The following is a 24,112-nucleotide window of genomic DNA, read 5'->3' as shown; positions in this document are numbered from 1 at the left end:
ATGATTAGAAATTTAAAAGAGGTTAATGACAATAACTTTGACATCACAAGAGATGCTGAAGAAGTAAGGAAATTAACTTTCAATGACCAAACCTGTTTAGGTTGTGGAATTTGTGAGTCCACTTGTCCTGTTGAAGCAATTACATTAAATTCAATTGCTGTCGATGCTCGTCACAGACTTTCAAATGACATTTACTTCAGTGGTCATGAAAAGATTGCTCAAAACTTCAAAGATGATTTTGATGTTCAAAGAATTCAAATTGACGAAAGTAAATGTGTATTGTGCGGTATGTGCAGCGGATTATGTCCTGTTGATGCATTAGTATTAACCATTAATGATGTTCCTATCCGCGAAATTGAAGCATATCCTCATTATAATGCTTTCTCAGAAATTGATGATGATGAATGTATTTACTGTAAAAGATGTGAAGTTGCATGTCCTCGTGATGCAATCGTCATTGAAAGAGTTTTACCAAGTCGTGCAGACTTAGTAACTGGTGAAATTGAAGTAAATGAAGATGACTGTATTTACTGTGGTGTATGCCAAGAATTATGTCCTGCAGAAGCTATAGTTGTTGACAGTGAAACCGGAAAAGAATCTATTGTCATAGACAAAGAGAAATGTGTATATTGTCTTGTATGTAAAAAATCTTGTCCTACTAAAGCTATCAAAGCACTATGTAGAGCTTGTTCTTACGGAGAATATGACTTAGACCCTGCAAAAGCAGTAGTTACCGGAAACTCTGTTATTGATTCAGATGCATGTGTATACTGCGGATGGTGTGAAGGAGTATGTCCTACTGATGCAGCAAAACACAAAAAACCATTTGAAGGAACTATAGAAGTAGACCAAGACAAATGTCAAGCTTGTGGTGCTTGTGTAGATATTTGTAGTTGTAATGCTTTAGCATTCCCTGTATCAACCGGTCCTGGTTCCAGAATGGAACATGTTATTGTTAATGCTGATTACTGTATTAAATGTAAAGCATGTGCAAATGCATGTCCTAACGGTGCTATTACAGTTAAAAGAACTGCAATTGATCACACTCCTATAAACTCAGCTACTTGGAAAGAAGCTTTAGACGCTATTAAAGACTAGGTGATTTGGATGGAACTTAAAGTAGAACAAGATAATTGTTTAGGATGCGGGATTTGTGTAATTGCTTGTCCTGTTAATGCAGCTATCAGTCCGGAAAATGCTGGTGGTAATGGTGCAAAGACTGAAGAAGTTATTATGATGGTAGAAAACGGATTTATTAAACTTTTCAGTCCTGAAAAATGTGAAAAATGTGGAACATGTCAAATGTTTTGCCCAGTAAATGCTATATGGTTAGAATAGGGGGATTATTATATGCATTATGCTAATACTTATTTAGAAAAACCTGTAGTGCCTGATGTAAAAATCACTGGTGAAGGAACTACCGATGTTTTAAAATGTATGTTAAACACCGGATCTGACATCTACCAAGGTGCTTGTAAAAAAAGAGGATCCACCTTAAAACAAGAATACAAAAACGCTTCAGGTACTTGTTACATGGATCCTAGAGATATGGCAAAATTAGGTGTAAACAACTGGGATACTGTACTTGTTAAAACCGATTTCGGTGAAGTAGTTGTAAACTGTGCAGTTTCAAGAGATGCACCTCACGAAGGTACTGTATTCATTTGTAAAGGTCCATGGGCTAACACTATTGTAAGTCACGACACTTACTGTTGTTCTGACCCTACTTACAAAGGTATTCGCTGTACCGTAGAAAAAACAGACAGAAAAGTATTACTCATGGCTGACTTAATGAGATGGGTATACAAAAAATACGTTGATGAAGAAGATGACGATGTTGTTGAAAACATGGAATCTTTAGGTGAATTACCTGTTTATCACGGACGTAAATGGGAGGAGTTGATTGATCATGACTTATGAACCACCTGTAACTGATTATGATTACATTGTTGAAAACTGTACCTGTGCTTTCTGTGGTTGTAACTGTGACGACTTAGATTACTTAGTTAAAAACAATCATGTTGTTGCTGTAAGACACGCATGCAGATTAGGTGCAAGTAAAATTATGGAAGATATGGATCAAAGATTAATTGTTCCAATGATTAGGGATGAAAACGGAGAACTTAAAGAAGTAGATTGGGATACTGCTTTAGATAAAGCTGCTGAATACATTGCTAACTCCATCAGACCGGTATTTTACGGTTGGTCTGAAACTTCTACCGAATGTATGAAAGAAGGAGTAGCATTAGGTGAATACATTGGTGCTGTATTGGATAACCAAGCTACTATCTGTCACGGTCCTTCCCTGCAAGCTGTACAAAACGCAGGTTACCCTATCCAAACTTTAGGTGAAGTACAAAACAGAGCTGACATGGTTGTTTACTCTGGAAGTAACGCTATGAACTCTCACCCAAGACACATGGCAAGATATGCTGTATTCTGTCGTGGATACTTCAGACAAAGAGGAAGATTCGACAGAACTGTTGTAACAATGGATCCAAAATTCTCAGATACTGCAAAATGTTCAGACAAATGGATTGGATTTGAACAAAACGGAGACTACGGTTTCTACAATGCTATTAGAGCAGTTCTCAGAGGAAAAGAATTATACCAAGACGTAATTTCTGGAATTCCTAAAGAAGATATTTATGAATTAGCAGAAGAAATGAAAAACGCTGAATTCGGTGTTCTCTTCTTCGGTTTAGGTTTAACCCACACTTTATCAAAACAAAGAAACATTGATATTGCAATTAAAATGGTACAAGACTTAAACAAATACAGTAAATGGGGTCTTACTCCAATGAGAGGTCACTTTAACGTAAACGGATTCAACATTTTCATGGCATTCGAATGTGGATTTGCTTTCGGTGTTGACTACTGTAGAGGTTACCCAAGATATATGATGGGAGAAACCAACACCATCGATTTATTAGTAAGGAAAGAACCTGACTGTTTCATGGTTATTGCAGCTGACCCAGGTGCTCACTTCCCTAATGGAGCAAACCAACACTTAGCTAACATTCCTGTTATTCAAATCGATATTCACTGGGGTCCATCAACAGAACTCGCTGATGTAGTATTGCCAGGTTCATTCATTGCTGTAGAATGTGCCGGTACCAGTTATCGTATGGATGGAGTTCCTATCTACATGAAGAAAGCTATCGACAAACCAGAAACCTGTCGTGATGACGAATGGATTGTCCGTGAATTGAAAGAAAGAGTAATGAAACTCAGAGAAGAGCCAAACGTAGCTCCAAAATATGTGCCAAATCCAAACGCACTCTAAAGGTGATATAATGGAATATATTCTTAAAAATGGTATAGTCTACGACCCAGCTAACGAAGTTAACGGGGAAAAGATGGATGTCATGTTCAAAGATGGCAAAATTGTAGATAGCGTATCTGCAGATGCTAAAGTCTTAGACGTTACCGATAAAATTGTCATGCCAGCAGGTATTGACCCTCACGCACACGTTGCAGGTCCTAAATTAGTAGTAGGAAGATTATACAGACCTGAAGATTCCAGAAGAGGTGTTACTCAAAAAACTAGCGTATTAAGATCTGAATCTGGTTTCTCTATTCCAAGTTGTCCTGCAACTGGTTACAGATACTCAAGATTAGGTTACGGTACTGTTGTAGAAGCAGCTATGCCTCCTCTTGAAGCAAAACACACTCACGAAGAAATTGCAACTATTCCTCAATTAGATATTCCAGCTTTACCATTATTCGGTAACAACTGGTTTGTAATGGAATACGCAAAAGATAATAATATTGAAGACATTGCAGCATTCATTGCAGCATGGTTAAAAATCTCCAAAGGTTACGGTGTAAAAATTGTAAACCCATGTGGAAGTGAAGCATGGGGATGGGGTATGAACGTACACGGTTTCAACGACAAAGCACCATACTTTGACGTAACTTCAAAAGAAGTTGTTATCGCTTTAGCAAAAGCTAACGAAATGTTAAACTTACCTCACTCTATACACATTCACCCTAATGACTTAGGACACCCAGGTAACGTACCTACAACCTTAGAAACCATGGATGCTATGGACGGCATTAAAAAAGGTAAAGGTGCAGCTGAAATCAGGGACCAAGTTATGCACATGACTCACTTGCAGTTCCACTCTTACTTAGGTAACAGCTGGAGAGATGTAACTTCCGGTGCTGAAGAAGTTGCTAAACATTTCAACAAAAAAGACAACATAACTTGTGATATCGGTCAAGTAACCTTCGATGAAACCACTACAATGACTGCAGACGCTCCTATGGAATACGATTTATTCAAATTATCCGGTCTTAAATGGACCAACAAGGATATTGAATGTGAAACTGCTGCAGGTATCATTCCTTGTATTTACTCCAAGAAAAGTCCTGTTAGTACATTACAATGGGCTATCGGTCTTGAATTATTCCTCTTAATCGAAGACCCATGGAGAGTATGTTTAACTACTGACCACCCTAACGCAGGACCATTTACTAGATATCCTAGAATTATCTCTTGGTTGATGAGTAATGAGAAAAGACAAGACATGTGTGACAATGAAGTTCACAAATGGGTACACAAAAGAACTCTTCTCCCAACTCTCGAAAGAGAATATGATTTCTACGATATTGCAACTATTACTAGGGCTGCTCCAGCTAAAATCTACGGATTCACTGATAAAGGTGCACTTACTCCTGGATACAGAGCAGACATTGCAGTATATGACATAAATCCTAATGATATTGATCCATCCAAACAAGCTGATGAAATTGAAAAAGGTTTCAATGTAGCTGAATACACTATTAAAGATGGTCAAATATTGGTAAAAGATAAAGAAATCGTTAAAGTTAAAGAAAGTCAAAATGTTTGGGTTAACGTAAAAGGATGGGAAAGAGAAGAACAAAAAGTAATCGACAACATCATGCCGTTCTTCACTCAATACTACTCAGTAAAATGGGAAAACTATCCAGTACACGACCACTATGTATCTAACCCAATTAGAATAGATGTTGAAGGTAAATAGGGGTGTTTAATTTGAAAACTATTACATTTGATCAAATAAAAACTTCTTCAATCGCTTTAGAATTTGATGAATTAATTCCTGATGAAATTTATTCATGGACTGAAGCTGATTTCGCAAAATATCAAGTTCCTATTGGAAATTCAAGATTCCCAATCACTGACTTCTTCAAAATTACTGTAGTTGGAGAAGCTAACGGACCTGATGAAGTTGAAATGATTCTCAACGGTGATTTGAACAGAGTAAAATACATCGGTTGTAAAATGAGTGGTGGAAACATCGTATGTAACAGCAGTGTAGATTTACACGTTGGTGCTGAAATGTCTGGCGGATCCATTCTCGTTAAAGGTGATGCAGCTGCTCACGCTGGAAGAGAAATGTCTGGTGGTTACCTTGAAATTGAAGGAAACACCAAAGAATTCACTGGTGCTTCTTACATTGGTGAATGGAGAGGTATGACTGGAGGACAAATTGTTGTCGGCGGTAACGCTGGTAAACAATGTGGTGAATGTTTAACCGGTGGTAGAATCCACGTTAAAGGTAACTGTGATATCTTAGCTGGTATTCACATGACCAAAGGTATTATTGAAATCGACGGTAACGTAAACCGTTGGCCTGGTGGACAAATGAAAAACGGTAACATTGTTATCCACGGATTCCTCGGAAGATTACTCGAAGGATTTGTTCTCGATGGTATAGTTGTTGATCCTGAAGTTGAAGGAACTACTTTCGAAGGTAAATATATTAAATATACTGGAGATATTGGTCTTAACGGTAAAGGTAATTTATACTTGGATGCTGAAGCAAACAAAGAAAAATTATCTTCATACGGCGAACTTGACGACGAATATACTTCAATTAGAGAATATAGGAATTTATAATTCCTAATTCCTTTTCTTTTTTTTTAATAATGATTAGGGCGATATAATGGTTAAAGAAATTCAAATGACCTTTGATGAAGCAGTTGAATATGTTAGAAATAATGTTCATGTAACAGACATTTTAGAAGTCTCATATAATCGTATTTTTGCTCCAGGTGAAGTATTGGGCATAACTGAAGAAGATGAAGTAACTGGTGAAGGTCTAAGAATTGGTTTGCAATTGACAGGCGAAATCTTAAATCAGTCTATTGAAATTGACCTTAAAGAAATAGAAGACGATTTATTGGAAATGCGCCATATTCATGATGGTAACGAAGTCGTCATCGAAGTTATCTAAACTCTTTTTTTATATTTATTATTTTATTTGATTTTTTATAGAAAAAATTATTTGTTTCATTGTATACAAACAAACTTTTATATGCTTGCGGATATAATTATAGTTATTGCGGAGTTGATTGACATGAAAGAATTAGAGTTAACAACACAAGAAGCTATCAATTACTTAAAAGAAAATGTAAAAATTCATGATGTTTTGGAAATTGCCTACGATAGAATTTTTGCAGAAGGAGAAGTTTTAAATGTTGATTTTTCAGAATATTTTGGAAAACCAGGATTTAAATTATTGGTTTCTCTTGATGAAAGTGATTTGGGTGGAACAATCGAAATTGATATTTATGAGGTAGAAGAAGACATTATTGAGTTTATTCATAAGCCTAAAGATGGTGAAGATGTGGAGGTAACTGTAATTTAGTTACAGTCTATCCATATCCTCAAAAGGAATTAATTTTTCAATAGCCTTAACTTCTATATCTACGCCTTTTTCTTTAATTGCACCTATTGAGTTAAGTCCGCCCCCGGCGACAATGCCGAAATTATAATTGTCCACTTTAGCATTGTATACCAGTTCTCTTGGTTTTCCGATTTTATAAATGGAGAATCCTATGTTGTTCAATCTGTCCAATAATTGAACTGCATAATCACGTGAAATGTATGGAATTTCCTTTACACTGGCTAAAATCTTATTCGGTCCGATATTTCTGCTGATTGATGTCATTTTTTTGGACAGGAATATTATATGGGGGTCAAGTGTTGTACCGTTGTAGGATATCAGGTCAATGAATAATGGCGGTTCAGTCAGCTCAAGTAACCCTCCGTATTTTGGTGTACTCATTATTCCATTGTTTATTAACAGTCCGTCAATACTTAAACTGCATATTGTTGCAATCCCGATTTTTTCATCATCTGTGGGATGGTCAATTAGTTTATAATAGGGATTGATGAATTTAGGGTTGTTGTTGTATGTCTCTTCCATAATGCCTAACGCATTGTCCTGGTCATCTTTGGATATGTATGATATATTTGTAATTATGTCTCCTTTTCTTTTTTCAACATCAAAATTAACTTGCTGTATCAAATTCCAGGATTTTGAAAGTAAAAATGGTACTTTGGGTTCATTAATTTCTTTTATTGGATTTAAAGTGGAGCTTATGGATGATGTAATCGGAGATAATGATTTAAAATCTTTTATTTCTTCTGCTATTTTTATGTCAATCTCTTGCCCTAATTCTTTAAGTGCGCAAAATGGGGTTATTCCTCCAATCATGCTTATGCCCACCATTCCATCAGGAACAGGTAGTCCTAAAATGTCTTTTCCCTCTTCTGAAATGGCTATTATTCCTCCAATACCAATTCTATCCAGGTTATTTAGGATTTCAATAGTTTTTTGACGGCTGACTCCAGGTATTAATCTGAAGTTTGCAGGAATGATTCCGGAACCTTTGGTTATGACGTCCAGAACTGATGTTAAATTGGAGTTTGCAAATGCATCCAGTGGAGTTAAGGAGGTTTTCTTGTATGAAATCAATTCTGTGAATTTCACAGGTCTTGAATCTTCAACTTTCAGAAGTCCTCCATATTGGAGTTGTGAAGGTATTCCTTCATTTAAGAGTATGCCGTCTATTGTTGTTCCGCATATTGTTGTCACTTCAATTTCATCCTTGTTTCCAACTCTGTTTAAATTAACATAAGGACTAACAGAAAGACCACTTTCAAAAATATGTTCAAGTATATTAATTGACTCTTCGTTATAAATGGTTGAAGTATTTACAACAACATTTCCGCTCTGGTTGATATAGTTAAAGTCAGTTAAATATATCATTTCTTCAAATTTTGAATGGATAAAATCAACCTGGTCATATATCAGTCCCTTTTCTAGTTTTTCACGACCGAGGTCAGTAATTTGTCTGCCTGAGTATCCCATTCTCTCAGTGTATCCTTTTTCATCTAAAATTTGCATATGATATCGAACTGCACGTTCACCTAAATTAAATCCTTTGTTCTTTAGTTCATCGGCAATTAATTTAGATCCTGTTGGCTTGTTTTGAGCATTCAATATTCTTAAGATTTCAATCATTCTGTGTTCAGATTCTGACATAAAAAAAGCTCCCTTTTTTAAATCTAATCATAATTAACGCATTAGTTATCATTAGATTCAAAAAATAAAAATAATATTTAGATTTAGATATCTAAATATTTTCTTTGTTCGTATCCGAATACCTGTACACGGTATTCGTCCCATTCCTGATATTTGAGCTCAAGAAATTTTTCTGAAATGTGGTCACCTAAAGCCCCCAATATGAGCGGGTCTTCTTCAAGAGCATGGTAAGCTTCCCATAAACTTGATGGCAGGACTTTAATGCCCATTTTTTCTCTTTCTTCTTCAGTCATTTTGTAGATGTCTGCTTCAATCGGTTCTCCAGGGTCAATTTTATTTTGGATACCGTCAATACCTGCTTCCAACATCACGGCAAATGCTAAATATGGGTTACATGCAGGGTCTGGGGACCGATATTCAATACGGGTTGCCTTTCCACGTGCTGCAGGGACTCTGATTAAAGCGGACCTATTTTTAAGTCCGTATGCCCTGTATACTGGAGCTTCATATCCAGGCACTAAACGTTTGTATGAGTTTACAATAGGGTTTGTAATTGCAGTTACAGCAGGAGCGTGTTTTAACAGTCCTCCCATGAAATGAAGTGCATCTTTTGATAAGCCTGTTTCAGAATCAGGATCGGAGAATAAGTTTTTGTCGCCTTTGAATACGGATTGGTGACAGTGCATACCACTTCCGTTCACACCAAAGAATGGTTTCGGCATAAATGTTACTCTATAGTCCATCTGATCAAATGTTGCCATATTGTCTACAATAGCTTTAATAGCCTGTTTAAAGGTAATTACGGCATCAGCAGTTTTTAGAGCATCTTTAAATTTAAATGCAATTTCGTTTTGTCCAGGTGCCACTTCGTGGTGTGAAGCTTCAACTTCAAAATCCAATTCCTCAAGGTTTAAAGTTAATTCTCTTCTGAAATCAGGACCTTTGTCGAGCGGTTCCACATCAAAGTAACCTGCTTCATCGTAAGGCATCGGATATCCGTTTTCATCAATATCAACAATGAAAAACTCAGGTTCAGGACCGATGTTGTACTGTAATCCCATTTTTCCAATTTTCGCCAAGGATTTTTTTAGGATGCTTCTTGGGTCACCAACAAAAGGCTCTTTTTCAGGAGTCCATACGTCACATATAAATCTGCATACAGCAGATTCTTCAGGTCTCCAGGATAATCTTGAATATGTGTTGATGTCCGGTTTTAGTACTAAATCACTTTCATTGATTCCAACAAATCCTTCAATTGATGATCCGTCAAATAACATTCCTTCATTGAATAACTCTTCAATATCTTCTTCGTTAAATGGAATAACAATATTTTTCACGGTACCGTTTATATCAACAAATTGTAAACGGATAAATTTAATATTGTCCTCTTTCATTTGTTCGATTACTGCTTGCATTTTTTCTTCATTAATATCGCTCATTTAATCAGCTCCAATATTCCTTGAATATTGAGTTATAAAAATTAGTCGGAAACTATTTTCCTACCTTGGAAATATTTTTCCACGCAATAGTATATAAATATTTTGAAAAATTAGTGATTATTATCTATTTTTTAGCTTTTAGTATATTAATATATAGCATTTATTTTTTTTAATGGATAATTTATTAGCTATTTTTAAAAACAATACATTTTTGTATAATATTTGATGAAATTTGATTAAAAATTTGATTCACTGTTTAATGAATCTTGAAAATTTGGAAGGTTTAAAAGTGATCAAATTCACTTCCGAAATATTCGTGAACTTTCACCAGCTCTTCCGGAATATCGAGCATCTGTGTACAGAAAGGTATGCATTCCATACATTGAATACAGCTGTCTGCTCTTGAATCGTCATCAATCAATGTAAAATACTGCATGGCACTGGCTTTAGGGTCATTCAGCATATGTGCGATATTGTACTCGGTAAGGCAATTAATGATATCCACTCCCTGTGGGCATGGCATGCAATAACCGCATCTGGTGCAGTTGTTTCCCAAAAATGTTCTGTAAGTTCGTGCAACTTCCCTGATCAGTTCGCTGTCATGTTCATTGATTGTGTCTTCAGTTGATGCAAGTTTCACATTCTCTTTTACCTGTTCAAGGCTTGTCATTCCGCTTAGAACACAGTCAACGTCATCCCTGTTCCATAAATATTGCAGTGCCCATTCTACAGGTGTTCTTTTTACATCCGCTTGGTTCCATAGGTCATTAACTTGCTGAGGAATGTTTTGAACTAATCTGCCACCTCTAAGGGGTTCCATAATCATGCTTCCGACATTGACCTCTTTTAGATAATCAAGGCCCATTGTTCCTGATTGGTAATACTCGTCAAGATAGTTCATTTGGGTTAGGACAACTTCCCATTTTGGATATTCATCTAAAATCTCAATCAGATAGTCAACTTCAATATGTGATGAAAATCCAACGTGTTTTACAACACCGCTTGAAAGACAGTCGTCTAAAAAATCCAAAACGCCAAGTTCATTAACCTTTAACCAGTCGGGAACAGTGAGTGAGTGGAGCAGATAAATGTCTATAAAATCAGTCTGGAGTTTTTTAAGCTGTTTATCAAGGTAATATTCAAAATCTTCATTTTTTTCAATAGCCCATGAGGGGGATTTTGTTGAAATTAAAACATCGTCCCTGTAGCTATTTTCTTTCAAGAATTCACCAAGGAATATTTCGCTATTTCCGCTACCCTCTAAAGTGGAGCTGTGATAGGGATAAGCGGTATCGATTAGATTAATCCCATTTTCTATTCCGTAGGTTAACATTTCTGATGCTTCATTTTCCATGATTTTGTCGTTAGAACCTTTTGTTGGAAGTCTCATGGTTCCAAAACCCAGTCTTGAAACTTTCAAACCAGTTTTTCCAAGTGTATTATATAACATTTTCAAACCCCAATTCTTTAACATGATTATTTTAATCAATAAAAATATAAAATTGTTATGATTTGAAAAATGATTTTTAAAAAAAGTAGTTAAGATGGAAATTCCTGGGATTTAGGATGCCGGGGGCGGGATTCGAACCCGCGATCTCACGGTATCCCAGGAATAAGTCAGAGCACTGCTTTATTACCCTATGAGCCGTGCGCTCTAACCAGCTGAGCCACCCCGGCATCTAACAAATATATTTATTTTTATCATTACATTTAAAGTTTTTGTTTTTTTTTATTATAATCCATATTTTTTTGAAATTTTGAGATATATTTAATTACTTCAAATTATATAATATTAATATTATTTTTATATATGGTGATTTAAAATGAGTAAAGTTAAGGACATGTCTTTAGCGCCGGAAGGTGTTAGAAAGATTGAATGGGTTCAAAAACATATGCCTGTTTTGGAATCCATTAAAAAAGAATATATTGAAACTCAACCGTTCAAAGGTATTACAATTGGGTCATGTTTGCATTTGGAGCCTAAAACAATCAATTTAGGTTTGACTTTAATGGCCGGTGGTGCTGAAGTTGCAATGACCGGATGCAACCCGTTATCCACTCATGACGATGCAGTTGCCGGAGCGGCTGACCTTGGATTGAACGTTTACGGTTGGAGAGAACAGGACGATGAAGAGTATTATCAAACTATCAACATGGTTCTTGACCACAAACCGGACATAATCATTGATGACGGAGCAGACATGATTATGGTGCTTCACAACGAAAGAAAAGAGTTATTGTCCCATATTAAAGGGGCCTGTGAAGAAACCACAACCGGTGTGCACAGGCTACAGGCAATGCATGCAGACGGAGCATTGAAATTCCCGGTAATCGCAGTGAATGACGCTTATACAAAATACCTGTTCGATAACAGATACGGTACTGGCCAATCAAGTTTCGATGCAATCATGGGAACAACCAATATGGTGATTGCAGGAAAAACAGTAGTTGTCTGCGGATACGGCTGGTGCGGTCGTGGCCTCGCTTTACGTGCGGCCGGTTTAGGTGCAGATGTAATAGTAACAGAAGTTGATCCTATAAGAGCACTTGAAGCAAGAATGGACGGATACAGAGTAATGACCATCAGAGAAGCAGTAAAACAGGCAGATTTAATCATTACCGTAACCGGAAATGCCGATATCATTTCAGGTGATGACTTCAAATATATGAAGGACGGATGCATGCTTGCAAACTCAGGACACTTCAACGTTGAAATCAACAGACCTGATTTGGAAGCAATTTCAACCGGTGTTAAAGAAGTGCGTGAAAGCATCGAGGAATTCACCACCAAAGACGGAAGAAAAATCTATCTGTTGGCTGACGGAAGATTGGTTAACTTGTCAGCAGCAAGAGGCCAAGGACACCCTGCCGAAATCATGGACATGAGTTTTGCAGTACAGGCATTGTCCGCAAAACACATCCTTGAAAACGATTTGCCTGTAGGCGTAACAAAAGCTCCTGACGAAATCGACTACACTGTCGCAAGCATGAAATTGGATGCAATGGGCATTGAAATCGACCTATTGACAGATAAACAAAAAGCTTACATGGCTAACTGGCAAGAAGGAACATAAAATTCCTTCAACTTTTTATTTTTATGTCTTATTTTAGATACATTGACAATGGTGAAGGTCCAACCAAGTTATTCATTGGCGGAATTCACGGAAATGAAGGTGTAACTTCTCTAAAGTTCATCAAAAGAATTAAAACTGATGACCTGTCCGACGGACAATTCTATTTTTATAATTTTGATAAGACAGAATATATCTCAACAATTAAAAAAGAGTATTATAAATCCGAACTGGGATTGAAAATTCTTGATTTGATTAAATACTTTGAACCTGATTTTTATACGGAACTTCACTGCTATAACCTTAAAAATTATAATCGGCTGACTTCAATGGGAAGATATAAACGTACAGGCATTCCTCCGTTGATTAAATTGGGAAATCATGTTCTGGTGTCATCAGTATCTCCATTAATCAGAATGACTTATTTTTCAACAGAAACCGTTTGTAAAACATTGGAATTTCCCTGCATTGAAAAACTGAATCCGGAAATTGTTAAAGAATACGGATTTGATAAAAAAGCGGCTATTGAAACTTATGAAAATCTGCTTAAGCTAATTTTAGAATCTCCTTCCAGGCAGCATTTTGAAAGGGAGATGATGATTCGATACAGGGAGCAAGTTGATTTGGCTATTCAATATGCAAAAAAAGTCTTTGGTGAGGATTTTCCACCTTATTAGATAGTTAATGATTCCTGTCTAAGGGTGGTGAGGAATCATCAACCAGATTCAAATAACTAAAATGCAATAGCTTTCCTGCATCCATTACAGCAGCCATTACTAATCATCTACAACGTGGTTTGTGGTGATATTGTAGACAAAATTATCTGAATCAATTATAATATTAGTTGATTTCATTATTTAACTTTATTTGTCGTCGTTTACATGTTGGGAGGTTTAAAACCATGCATCAAGACTGCCTTGTGATGAACTTAAATTTTTAAGTTTGTCTGATGCTTTAATAACGCGGTCTTCTGAAAAACCATGTTCATAGCATAAAAACTCAATAATCTTGTCCTGTTTTGGTTTTTCCCATTTGATTTTATAATCTGTGTTAACATGGTGGTTTAGGAAAATGTCACGAACTTCCTCCAAATCATGAGTTGATTCCTTTTGAAGTTTCGCCAATTTCTCTTTAAGCTGTCCTTTTTTGGCTAATTTTAGAGCGGTTTTGGCTCCCACTCCTTTCAGACCTTCACAAAAGTCAGTACCGATTAATATTCCCATGTCAACAAGCTCTTCACGGGTAATGTCAAGCTGTCTTAGCACTTTGTCCAGTTCATAGAATTCCAGATTTCCCAAGTTGGAACTGACTGCAAGGTTTCTTACAACCCTTTTTGCTCCAAACAGTAGACAATCGTAATCCTGTGATGCTACAGCATATGCGTCCCCATTCGCTACCAGATATGCCGCTTGGGCTTCTCCTTCTCCTTTGGCTTCAATATATGGGATGCCCATTAATGTTAACAGTTTTTTAGATGATTCGATAATTTCCGGTGAAAGTTTTGATGACCTCATTGCGAATTTACGGGCCTTTTCAGTATCTCCTGCGGCTAAAGCTTCCTTGTAGATTTTCTCTGATTCCTCTCTTATTTCTCTTCTTTTTGCCTGAGTTTCACTTTTAAGCTCTGGGGCTTTGCCGTCAAAAACATAAATTGGTTTTATATCCTTTTCAATCATTGAAGAGTTTCTGTATAGTATTCCACTTAGATGGGATGTTATGTTTCCATTTTCATCGCTTAAGGGTCTGCCATCTCTCTGTCTGATTGTGGATAAAAACTGATATAGTGTGTTAAATGCATCTATTGAAACGCTTCTGCCTTCAAGGTCTTTAAAGCTAATCGCTTTTGGTTCCACAATGTCTTTCAGTTTAACACCCACAATATCACCTATTCTTTAAAATGACTTAAAGGATATAACTCTTTAGTCCATATTACAACTTTCTTTTTGTGTATCATTACATATTCGCGTGATAACATGTCTTCGGTTGTATTGAATAATTCTCTCAGTAGTGCTGTTGGTTTTTCAATTGAAATTTCCTTGATTTTTCTTGTAGTCTCGATTTCATGGGCCAACATTATTCGGCTTGTCGTTGACTCTTCTTTAAACAGTTCATCGATAACTCTGTCGCTGCAGCGGTCTTTAGGAATATAGGATTTTGCATAAACTAACGGATGACCTTTCTTATGGACAATGACTTCTCTCAAATCTATTTCGTCTCCTTCACTCACGTCCAGTTTTTCAGCGGTCTGTTTGTCAGCTTTTATCATGCACTGGTCTATTATGAACAATTTGACGTTCCCGTATAAGACGTCCAATATTGTTACAATCTGCCCTTCGATTGTTAATAATATCTTTTGGATAGTTGAAAGGGATACATCATGCTGCTCCTCCAGTTCCATTATTTTCTCTCTAATTTCATTGTTTATAGATTCGCCTTCGGTTGTCATTCCTATCACTCAGATTTCAGTAAATTGGCTTATTGGGAATACTTCTTTAATCCACATTAAAATTTTATCACAATTAATAATAACATAATCGCGGGCCAGCATTTCCTCATCGGTGCCGAATATCTCCTTTAATTTGTCATTTGGCTTTTCAATGTATATATTATTGATTTCCCTTCTTGATTCGATATCATAGTTTTTCAATATTCTTCCGATAGGTATGTCTGCCCTGATTAAATCCGCACATATCTCATCGTTACATCTTGATAGGGGAATGTGTGATATTGCATATATTAACGGTTTATCGTCCTTGTGCATTATAACTTCTCTAAAGTTAATCTGTTCTCCTATTGGAACGTTAACCAATTGGGCATGTTCAGCATCGGCATTTTCAAAGTGTTGGTCAATAGTTGTCAGTGTGATTTTGCCGTACAGCACATCCAAAATGGCTGTAATGGACCCGTCTGTTGTCAGAAGAATTTTTTGAGTATTGGAGAATTTCTTGTTGTTTTCTTTTTCCACTTCGTTTATCTTGTCAATTAATGCTTTGTTCGCTTCGTTTTTTCCTGTCATTTTAACCAGCTATATGTCTTTCGGATTTGTAATAACTCCTGTGATTGCTGAGGCAGCCACCACTTTGGAGTTGGATAAATATACTGAGGAAGCAGGATCGCCCATTCTTCCCTTAAAATTTCTGTTTGTTGTTGATATGCAGACTTCTCCTTCTGACAGCACTCCCATATGTCCTCCTAAGCAAGGTCCGCAACCGGGATTGCAAATGATTGCTCCGGCATCGATGAATGTTTCGATATATCCTTCATGCATTGCCTGTCTGTAGATTTCACGGGATGCTGGGAGTATCAGTAATCTTACATCATCGTTGATTTTATTATCTTTTAGAATGTCTGCAGCATCTTTAAGGTCGGACAATCTGCCGTTGGTACAGGAACCGACCAAACATTGGTCAATATGTGTTCCTTCAACTTTTGAGATGTCCTTGACATTGTCAACATCATTCGGACATGCAATTTGAGGTTCAATATCGCTGATGTCAAAGTGCATTTCCTTTTCGTAAACAGCATCACGGTCTGATTTGATGATATTCAATTGCGATTCTTTTTTGCCTGTTCTTTGGCAGATATAATCAATGACCTCTCTGTTGGGTTCCATTATTCCATTTTTAGCCCCCATTTCAATGGCCATATTGCACATGGTCGCCCTTCCTTCAACGCCCATGTTCTCTATTGTAGGACCGCAAAATTCAGCAGTTTTATAAGTCGCACCGGCTATTCCAACTTCTCCGATGATATTTAAAATTATATCTTTTGGCGCAATATACGGATTGAATTCACCTTCAATTTCCATTCTGATGGCTTCTGGAACCATAAACCAGGTTTTACCTGTTGCCCAAACCATTGCAAGATCTGTTGCACCCATTCCTGTTGAGAATGCTCCAAATGCACCATATGTGCATGTGTGTGAATCTGCACCTACAATGACTTTTCCAGGTTCCACCAATCCCATTTCAGGAACCACCTGATGGCAGATTCCTTCGCCGTGGATGAAATTTTTGGTGATATTCTGGGTTTTAATGAAATCACGGCAAACTTTTTGAAACTCCGCAGAACCGATTGTATTTGCCGGAACGTTATGATCAAAGATAATAGCTATTTTATTACTGTCCCATACTTTATCAGCAACCTTTTCAAAAGTTTTAATTGCTGGCGGTGATGTTCCGTCATGTGACATTGCAAGGTCAACAGGTATTTCTATAATCTCGCCGGGACTTACTTCATGACCTGCTTTTGAAGATAATATCTTTTCAGTAATGTTCATAATATGACCTTATTTCTTTGTATTTTTAACGATTTCTTTAAATACAGTGTCGTTAATGTATTTTCCTTCTTCCCTTTGCTTTTTAACTTGTCTGACAATTTCAATTAGCTCATCGTCACTTACATCCAATTCGCATTCATTCAATTTTGCCCTCACTGCTCTGCATCCTGAATGCTTTCCTAAAACGAGCTGCCTTTTTTGACCGACAAGTTCCGGAACATAGGGTTCGTAGCATAAAGGTTCTTCAATAACTGCATCAACATGGATTCCTGATTCATGCCTGAATACATTGTTTCCAACGACAGGTTTGTTGTATGGAATAGGAAGCCCGCTTGCTTTGGATACGATGTCGGATAATTCCTTAATGTATTTTGTTTTGAATCCCAAATCTTTGCCGTATAATATTTTCAAAGCCATGATCAATTCTTCAAGTGATGCATTTCCTGCTCTTTCACCGATACCGTTCACTGTTGTGGAAATTCCTTTTGCACCGGCTAAAACTCCAGTAATTGAGTTGATGACAGCAAGACCGAAGTCGTTGTGACAGTGAAGGGCAATGTTGATATCAATATCCTTAACAAGTTCCCTTACCAGATAATCGATTCCCTGTGGTGTGATTGCGCCTGTGGTGTCTGCAATATGCACCCTGTCAGCTCCGCATTCCTGTGCCTTCGAATAGATTCTTTTCAAAAAGTCAATGTCTGTTCTGGTAGCATCTTCCGCAGAGAATGCAACATATAAACCATGGTCCTTAGCATAATCCACTGCAGTTTCACATAGATTAATCGCATCTTGGCGTGTGATGTGCATTTTGTGATCCAGGTGAATGTCGGATGTTCCGACGAATGTGATGATTCCGTCCACGTCACAATCGAGTGCCGCATCAATGTCTTCAGGTTTTGTCCTGGTCAAAGCAAGAATGTCTGCACTTAAACCTTCGTTGGCTATTGTTTTCACTGATTCACGTTCTCTTTGTGAAACTATCGGAAAACCGGCTTCAATTTGATGAATCTTGAATTGGTCAAGTTTCCTGGCTATTTCTAATTTATTATCAAGACTGAAACAGACACCAGGGGTTTGTTCACCATCTCTTAATGTTGTATCATAAATAATGAAATCCTCTGGAAAAGCAATTTCACTTTCCTTATTATAATGACTTATGAAATATTGCAATATAATCACTTCTCTGGAATATAAATTTAATATATAATATTATTATTTAGTCATTATTTAACTTTTCTAAAAGTTCCAGATATGAAGTTCTCTCAAATCCATCAGTAATTCCTAATTTTTCAAATAATTTGAATATGGACTTTTGAGCTTCACTGTAATCTTCACCATCTTCTAAAGCTATTTCAATTTCCATATAGGGGTCCAAACCTTCAATGTCATCAAGAGATATTTCAAAATTTTCATAAGTAAAGTATTGTCTGTTTTTTCTCACAGTTCTGACTTTTCTAAATCCGATTGCTTCAAATATGTCACTGCACTGACTGCTGTTCGCAATGCCCATTTCTATTTCTTTTCGTGTTTTCGATGATTTGTCAATCTTTGGACCCTTGTATGTTATGAAAATATTGGTTTCATTGTTCTGTTTTGTGGTTCTGATTCTTAACGCCTCATCAGTTTCTGCAAAATCAACTACTGGGCTATTAAAGTAAATGTCTTCCTGAAATTCATTTTTAGTTTTCCTGGCACCTATTTGTGCGAGCTTTTCTTCGATTTCATCGAAACTATTAATCTTGGCTTTGACTTCAACTTCTATCATTTTAATCAACTGGTTAATTTTTTGATGTTTTGTGGTTAAAAAATTATGTTATTCCAACAGGTATTTTTTCTCAGTTCAAATCTCTAATTTTTACATTTTTTGGTTTCATGATGATGTGTGCTGTTAATTTTCTTTTTTAAAGGTTGTATGATTTTTTTTGAAAATGATTTTTTTGGAATATTTATATAATTTTTTGATTTTATTTATAAGTCTTTATATAAGGATGTTTTTAAGCAGGACTTTAATTATCATATTTGTTTTATAAATGCTCTGATTATTTTTTGTCATCTTTGAAAAAATAAATTTTCAATAATTTTTAAAAAATTCGATATATCTGTTATATAAACATACATTTATATACTATTTAAATTAAATATTTTATTAGTAAAAATTTAACATATTTTTTTTGTTTTCTTAAATTTTACTTTCTTATTTTAATAACATAATTGGAGGTTTTAAATTGACCGATGTTGACATAAAAATTGAAAACATTGTTGCTTCTGCAAGCATTGGTAAAGACATAGTTCTTACTGAAGTGTCACAAGCTTTGGAAGGGGTTAATTTTAATCGTGAACAGTTTCCGGGATTAGTTTTTAAACTTAAAGATCCTAAAACCGCAGCATTAATTTTCAGCTCTGGTAAGCTTGTATGTACTGGAGCAAAATCTATAGATGATTCCAAATTGGCAATCAAAAAAACTGTAGATTTAATGAGGACTGTCGATACGGAAATTCCTCATGAGTTTGAAATTAAAATTCAAAACATTGTGGCTTCTGCTAACTTAGAATCCACATTAAATTTAGAAGCAGTAGCTTTAGAACTTGAAGATACTGAATACGAACCAGAACAATTCCCTGGTTTGGTATATAGATTATCAGACCCTAAAGTGGTCTTATTATTATTCGGTTCCGGTAAGGTTGTATGTACTGGAGCTAAAACAAAAAGCGACGCTAAACTTGGTGTCGAAAGAGCTTACGACAGATTAAGTGAGCTAGATTTAATATAATTGGTGGTATTATTGATTAAACTTGTAGTATTTGACTTAGATAACGTTATTATTGATGGTGAAGCGATAGATGAGATAGGAAAATTAGCAAATGTTGAAGATGACATAGCTGAAATTACTGAAAAAGCTATGCAAGGTGAAATAGACTTTGAAACTTCTATTAAAGACAGAGTACAACTTCTTGAAGGAACTTCAATTGAAGAAATCGAAAAAGTTGCTGATGAACTTCCATTAATGCCTGGAGCTTGCAAAACCGTCAAATGTTTAAAAGACAAAGATGTAGATGTAGCTATCATTAGTGGTAGTTTTGATGTAGTGGCTGATAAAATTAAAGATAAACTTGGAGTTGACACAGTTTACACAAATAGTTTCACAGTCGAAGATGGTAAATTAACTGGTGAAGTGACTGGTCCTTTAGTATCAGGTTCCAAATTGGATGTATTAAAAGACCATGTTGAAGAAGCAGGAATTACTTTGGATGAAGTAGTTGCTGTTGGAGATGGCGCTAACGACATTTCCATGATCGAATCAGCAGGTTGCGGTATTGCATTCAATGCAAAAGATTCCGTAAAAGAAATTGCTGATGTAGTAGTAGAAGAAAAAGACTTATGCAAAGTCTTAGATGAAATCCTTAATCAATTAACCACTGATGATGCTGAAACTGAAACTGTAGAAGAAGAAATTGCTGAAGAAGCTGAAGCTGAAGAAGCTGTAGGGGAAGAAGTTGTTGAAGATGCTGCTGAACCTGCAGAAGAAGATGCTGAAGAAGCTGTAGGGGAAGAAGTTGTTGAAGATGCTGCTGAACCTGCAGAAGAAGATGCTGAAGCTAAAAAAGCAAAATCTAAAAAAGCTGATAAAGGTCTTCCTGAATCCAATTTTGTTCTCGCTGACACCATGGAAGGTGTAAGAAAACAAAAAGATGAAAAAGAAGCTGAAATCTCCAAAGTTGCTGAAGAAAGGGAAGAATTCAACAAAATAGCTAAAGAACAACGTAAAATTAGAGATGAATTAAATGCATCTTTAAAAGAAAACTTAAACAAAGCTATCGAATTCAGAAACGAGCGTAATGAAATCAACAAAGCTGTTGAAGCTGCTAAAAAGGCTCGTAACGATGCTAATACCAAGATCAAAAATCTCGAATGGTCTTCAGGTAAACGTGACAAAATTAAAATAGAAAATGAAATCAAAAAAATTGATAAAATCATTGAAACTCGCGTTTTAGACATTAAAAAAGAAAATCAGCTTGTTAAAAATGCTAATGATTTAAGAAAACAATTAATGGAAATTCATGAAGATGAATCCGTTAAATCTGAAGCTCAAGAGCTCAAAAAATTATCTGAAGAAGAACACACTAAAGTAATTGAACTTTCCGAAAAAGCTCAAGCAGCTCACGAAGAAATGCTCACTTACTTCAGAAAAACTGATGATATCAGAACTGCAGCTGATGAAGCTCACAAAAAATTTATTGAAGCTCGTAAAAACGCTTCAGCTAAACATGAAGAATTCAAAGCTATCTTAAGTGATATTCATGTTATCAACAAAAAGTTAGGTTCCAACAAACCTAAACGCAGAAAATCCGATAACAAATCTTCACCTGGTGCTAATAAAAACCGTGAAGAAAAAGAAAGAGCTGAAGAAATCTTTGAAAAATTCAAAAAAGGTGGAAAAGTATCTACCGAAGAGATTTTACTCTTGCAAAAATACAACATAGGTTAAATTCATTTAACCTACTTTTTTTTACTTTTTTTTAAGGTCATACCATGTGCGAAGAGAAAATTGAAACTTGTTTTATTTGCGGTAAAAAATTTGACATGAACAAAGCGGACCTTGCTTACTACAGAAATGGTCAGTTTCCGATTTGTGATTTTTGCGCTGATTTCTACCGTTTCTACAATGAAGACATTCCAACCAAAAAGGAATAACTAATTTTAAGATTTTAATACTGTTTTGCTGTTAGCTGAAAAAATAGTAATATTTTTATATTAAAAATTTCATTAAAATATTTTATAAAAAATTTTTGTTAGGTAAGAGTATAATGCATGAAGTAATAATTTGCGAAAAACCGAGTTCAGCAGAAAAAATAGCAAAAGCACTTTCACCAAGTGCAAAAAAGAAGGTATATAATAAAAAAGTTAAATATTGGGAACTTAAAAGAGATTCAAAGGACATAACAGTTTTATCTGGTGTTGGCCATTTGTATTCATTGGTTCCTGAAAAAAACAAAAGGTACAGAGTTTCTTTTGATCTTCATTGGGCTCCTTCCCATGAAATCAACAAAAGCAGTGCTTTTACACGGGACTACCTTAGAGCTATTAAAAAATTTGGTAAAAATGCTGATTCCTATATTCATGCTTGCGATTATGATGTTGAAGGAACTTTAATTGGTTACAATGCTTTAAAATATGCTTGTGGCCAGGATTCATTAAATAACGTTTCAAGAATGAAGTTTTCCACTTTAACTAAAAAGGACATTGTCGATGCTTACGAAAACAGAATTGACATTGACATGCATCAGGTGGATAATGGTATTGCACGTCATATCCTTGACTATTACTTTGGAATGAACATTTCCATTGCTTTATCAGATTCCGTTAAAAAAACAAAGCACAGATTCTTAAAATTATCTGTTGGAAGAGTTCAGACTCCTACTCTATCAATTTTAGTAAAACGTGAAAAAGAAATTAGGGAATTTGTCCCTGAACCTTACTGGGTTATAAGAGCAATTCTGGACTTTGAAGATATTGAAATCAGGCATGTGGATAGGAATATCTTTGATAAGGCCCGTGCCGATGAGATTTATAATAAATGCAAAGGCAAGGATGCTGTTGTTGATGAAATAAAGTTTACAAAATCAAAAACAAGACCTCCTGTTCCTTTTAACTTAAGCGGTCTTCAGGCCGAAGCTTATAGTGTATTTGGTTTTTCACCAAAAAGAACTCAGGTTGCCGCTCAAAACCTTTACAGTGCAGGTTATACTTCTTATCCACGTACTTCATCTCAAAAATTACCTGAAAGCTTAGGTTTTGACAATATTTTTAAGCAATTGTCAGCAAACCCTGAGTTTAAAAAGCATATTTCTAAATTGCCTTCAAAATTAAAACCTAACAATGGTAAAAAAGAGGATGCAGCTCACCCTCCAATCCATCCAACAGGAATACTTCCTAAGTCTCTTAACAGTGACGAGAAGAAGATTTATGAGTTAATTGTTTATAGGTTTATTGCGGTATTTTTCGAATCTGCAGAATTTGAAACCATGAGTGCAACTTTGGACATTGAAGATGAGAAATTCAAATTCAAGCGCAGACGGGTTACTCATAAGGGATGGATGGAGCATTATCCGTTTAAAAAAATCGATGATGAGAGATTCCCGGAAGTCAGTGAAGGGGATTTGATGAGCGTTAAGGAGCTTATCAAAGATGAAAAGGAAACCAAACCTCCTGCTCGCTATAACCAGGCATCTCTAATAAAAGAGCTTGAAAAGAAAAACCTCGGAACCAAGGCAACCCGGGCAGACATCGTTGACAAACTCTATGATAGGAAATATATAGAAGGTACCAAAATAGAAGTCAATAAATTGGGTGAGGACCTTATCGATACTTTGAATACCTATTGTAGTAATCTGACAAGTGAGGAACTCACAAGAGATTTGGAAAACAAGCTTGAGGGCATCAATAAGGATGAAGCCACTAAAGAAAGTGTCATCAATGAAGGTGAAAAGGACGTTAAAGGTATTCTGGTTGACATTGATAAAAATCAGAAAGGAATAGGTTCTAAATTGTATGAAGCTTATCAGGCAACAAATATTGTTGGCGAATGTGAGTGTGGAGGCAAGCTTGTTAAAAGATCAGGCCGTTATGGGAGTTTTGTGGGATGCACAAATTATCCGGATTGCAATGTCACTTATTCTCTTCCGAAAAATGCTTCAGTTATTAAAAAGACCTGTGAAAAGTGCGGCCTTCCAATGATTGCTGCGGGAAAAGGTAAAAACAGGCGCGAAATGTGCCTTGATCCTAACTGTGGTAAGGACAATACGAAAAAATACAAACCTGAAGAGGTTGGCAAGTGTCCAAAATGTGGAAAACCTCTTTTGAAAAGATCTGGTAGGTTTGGAGAATTTATAGGATGCAAAGGTTTTCCAAAATGCAACTTCACGTGTTCTGTTGATGAACTTGAATCAAAATTAAATTAATTTTTAATTTTTCTTCTTTTTAGATTAATCCATAATATT

The 24,112-nt window shown here is 35.9% G+C and carries 23 protein-coding genes and 1 tRNA gene; 14 read left to right on the top strand and 10 right to left on the bottom strand.

The annotated features are described in order from the left end of the window. The 8 genes from fwdF (at position 1) to Q4Q55_RS00910 (ending at position 6,638) form a co-directional block, all read left to right on the top strand. Positions 1-1,098, top strand: coding sequence for a tungsten-dependent formylmethanofuran dehydrogenase subunit FwdF (gene fwdF, locus Q4Q55_RS00945; protein WP_303370948.1), 1,098 nt, complete (start codon positions 1-3; stop codon positions 1,096-1,098). Positions 1,099-1,107: 9 nt separating this feature from the next. After that, entirely contained in the window at positions 1,108-1,338 is a 231-nt protein-coding gene (locus Q4Q55_RS00940) for a 4Fe-4S binding protein (RefSeq protein ID WP_296802190.1), read from the top strand. Between the two features lie 12 nt (positions 1,339-1,350). Beyond that, on the top strand, positions 1,351-1,920 hold the full coding sequence (locus Q4Q55_RS00935) for a molybdopterin dinucleotide binding domain-containing protein (RefSeq protein WP_292845856.1): 570 nt from the start codon (positions 1,351-1,353) through the stop codon (positions 1,918-1,920). After that, on the top strand, positions 1,910-3,286 hold the full coding sequence (locus Q4Q55_RS00930; RefSeq protein WP_303370947.1) for a formylmethanofuran dehydrogenase subunit B: 1,377 nt from the start codon (positions 1,910-1,912) through the stop codon (positions 3,284-3,286). The genes Q4Q55_RS00935 and Q4Q55_RS00930 overlap by 11 nt, the downstream gene beginning before the upstream one ends. 7 nt (positions 3,287-3,293) lie before the next feature. Further along, on the top strand, positions 3,294-5,009 hold the full coding sequence (locus tag Q4Q55_RS00925) for a formylmethanofuran dehydrogenase subunit A (protein WP_303371007.1): 1,716 nt from the start codon (positions 3,294-3,296) through the stop codon (positions 5,007-5,009). A 2-nt stretch (positions 5,010-5,011) separates the two neighbouring features. Next, positions 5,012-5,887, top strand: a complete 876-nt coding sequence (locus tag Q4Q55_RS00920) for a formylmethanofuran dehydrogenase subunit C (protein ID WP_303370946.1) — start codon at positions 5,012-5,014, stop codon at positions 5,885-5,887. 46 nt (positions 5,888-5,933) lie between these two features. Then, on the top strand, positions 5,934-6,224 hold the full coding sequence (locus tag Q4Q55_RS00915; protein ID WP_303370945.1) for a DUF2097 domain-containing protein: 291 nt from the start codon (positions 5,934-5,936) through the stop codon (positions 6,222-6,224). 123 nt (positions 6,225-6,347) lie between these two features. Next, a complete protein-coding gene (locus Q4Q55_RS00910) occupies positions 6,348-6,638 on the top strand; it encodes a DUF2097 domain-containing protein (protein ID WP_303370944.1) in 291 nt (96 codons plus the stop codon). On the opposite strand, the gene Q4Q55_RS00905 is transcribed toward Q4Q55_RS00910, so the two are convergent. The 4 genes from Q4Q55_RS00905 to Q4Q55_RS00890 form a co-directional block, all read right to left on the bottom strand. Continuing rightward, positions 6,639-8,321 (bottom strand): DUF128 domain-containing protein, encoded by a 1,683-nt coding sequence (locus tag Q4Q55_RS00905; RefSeq protein ID WP_303370943.1) that lies wholly within the window; start codon positions 8,319-8,321, stop codon positions 6,639-6,641. A gap of 83 nt (positions 8,322-8,404) precedes the next feature. Further along, entirely contained in the window at positions 8,405-9,760 is a 1,356-nt protein-coding gene (gene glnA / locus Q4Q55_RS00900; RefSeq protein ID WP_303370942.1) for a type I glutamate--ammonia ligase, read from the bottom strand. A gap of 283 nt (positions 9,761-10,043) precedes the next feature. Then, entirely contained in the window at positions 10,044-11,210 is a 1,167-nt protein-coding gene (locus Q4Q55_RS00895; RefSeq protein ID WP_303370941.1) for an aldo/keto reductase, read from the bottom strand. Between the two features lie 117 nt (positions 11,211-11,327). Next, positions 11,328-11,437 (bottom strand) — tRNA-Met (locus Q4Q55_RS00890). Between the two features lie 146 nt (positions 11,438-11,583). Between Q4Q55_RS00890 and Q4Q55_RS00885 the strand changes: the two genes are divergently transcribed. Together Q4Q55_RS00885 and Q4Q55_RS00880 are read left to right on the top strand one after the other, a co-directional pair. Further along, positions 11,584-12,834 carry an adenosylhomocysteinase gene (locus Q4Q55_RS00885; protein ID WP_303370940.1) on the top strand — a complete coding sequence of 417 codons (1,251 nt, stop codon included), beginning with the start codon at positions 11,584-11,586 and terminating at the stop codon, positions 12,832-12,834. A gap of 23 nt (positions 12,835-12,857) precedes the next feature. Next, a complete protein-coding gene (locus tag Q4Q55_RS00880) occupies positions 12,858-13,508 on the top strand; it encodes a DUF2119 domain-containing protein (protein ID WP_303370939.1) in 651 nt (216 codons plus the stop codon). A 216-nt stretch (positions 13,509-13,724) separates the two neighbouring features. Here the strand turns inward: Q4Q55_RS00880 and fen are convergent, their stop codons facing one another. The 6 genes from fen to cyaB are packed head-to-tail and all read right to left on the bottom strand — an operon-like array spanning position 13,725 to position 18,878. Further along, positions 13,725-14,708, bottom strand: a complete 984-nt coding sequence (fen, locus tag Q4Q55_RS00875) for a flap endonuclease-1 (RefSeq protein WP_303370938.1) — start codon at positions 14,706-14,708, stop codon at positions 13,725-13,727. 8 nt (positions 14,709-14,716) lie between these two features. Next, positions 14,717-15,277 carry a chorismate pyruvate-lyase family protein gene (locus Q4Q55_RS00870; RefSeq protein WP_303370937.1) on the bottom strand — a complete coding sequence of 187 codons (561 nt, stop codon included), beginning with the start codon at positions 15,275-15,277 and terminating at the stop codon, positions 14,717-14,719. A gap of 9 nt (positions 15,278-15,286) precedes the next feature. Beyond that, positions 15,287-15,847: a chorismate lyase gene (locus Q4Q55_RS00865; RefSeq protein ID WP_303370936.1), complete on the bottom strand. Its 561-nt coding sequence runs from the start codon at positions 15,845-15,847 to the stop codon at positions 15,287-15,289. 9 nt (positions 15,848-15,856) lie between these two features. Next, positions 15,857-17,110 carry a homoaconitase large subunit gene (hacA, locus tag Q4Q55_RS00860; RefSeq protein ID WP_303370935.1) on the bottom strand — a complete coding sequence of 418 codons (1,254 nt, stop codon included), beginning with the start codon at positions 17,108-17,110 and terminating at the stop codon, positions 15,857-15,859. 9 nt (positions 17,111-17,119) lie between these two features. Next, positions 17,120-18,283: a homocitrate synthase family protein gene (locus tag Q4Q55_RS00855; protein WP_303370934.1), complete on the bottom strand. Its 1,164-nt coding sequence runs from the start codon at positions 18,281-18,283 to the stop codon at positions 17,120-17,122. A gap of 46 nt (positions 18,284-18,329) precedes the next feature. Further along, entirely contained in the window at positions 18,330-18,878 is a 549-nt protein-coding gene (gene cyaB, locus Q4Q55_RS00850; RefSeq protein ID WP_303370933.1) for a class IV adenylate cyclase, read from the bottom strand. A 460-nt stretch (positions 18,879-19,338) separates the two neighbouring features. Between cyaB and Q4Q55_RS00845 the strand changes: the two genes are divergently transcribed. The 4 genes from Q4Q55_RS00845 (at position 19,339) to topA (ending at position 24,073) form a co-directional block, all read left to right on the top strand. Then, the gene (locus Q4Q55_RS00845; RefSeq protein WP_303370932.1) at positions 19,339-19,884 is read left to right on the top strand and encodes a TATA-box-binding protein; all 546 of its coding nucleotides are present in this window, start codon (positions 19,339-19,341) and stop codon (positions 19,882-19,884) included. Positions 19,885-19,896: 12 nt separating this feature from the next. Beyond that, positions 19,897-21,600 carry a phosphoserine phosphatase SerB gene (gene serB, locus Q4Q55_RS00840; protein WP_303370931.1) on the top strand — a complete coding sequence of 568 codons (1,704 nt, stop codon included), beginning with the start codon at positions 19,897-19,899 and terminating at the stop codon, positions 21,598-21,600. A gap of 44 nt (positions 21,601-21,644) precedes the next feature. Continuing rightward, complete coding sequence (locus tag Q4Q55_RS00835; protein ID WP_303370930.1) at positions 21,645-21,806, top strand: hypothetical protein; 162 nt, start codon at positions 21,645-21,647, stop codon at positions 21,804-21,806. Between the two features lie 113 nt (positions 21,807-21,919). After that, on the top strand, positions 21,920-24,073 hold the full coding sequence (gene topA / locus Q4Q55_RS00830; protein WP_303370929.1) for a DNA topoisomerase I: 2,154 nt from the start codon (positions 21,920-21,922) through the stop codon (positions 24,071-24,073). The last annotated feature ends 39 nt before the right edge of the window (positions 24,074-24,112 follow it).

It is taken from the genome of Methanobrevibacter sp., assembly GCF_030539555.1.
Classification (GTDB): domain Archaea; phylum Methanobacteriota; class Methanobacteria; order Methanobacteriales; family Methanobacteriaceae; genus Methanocatella.
This window is presented reverse-complemented; position numbering and strand designations above follow the sequence as displayed.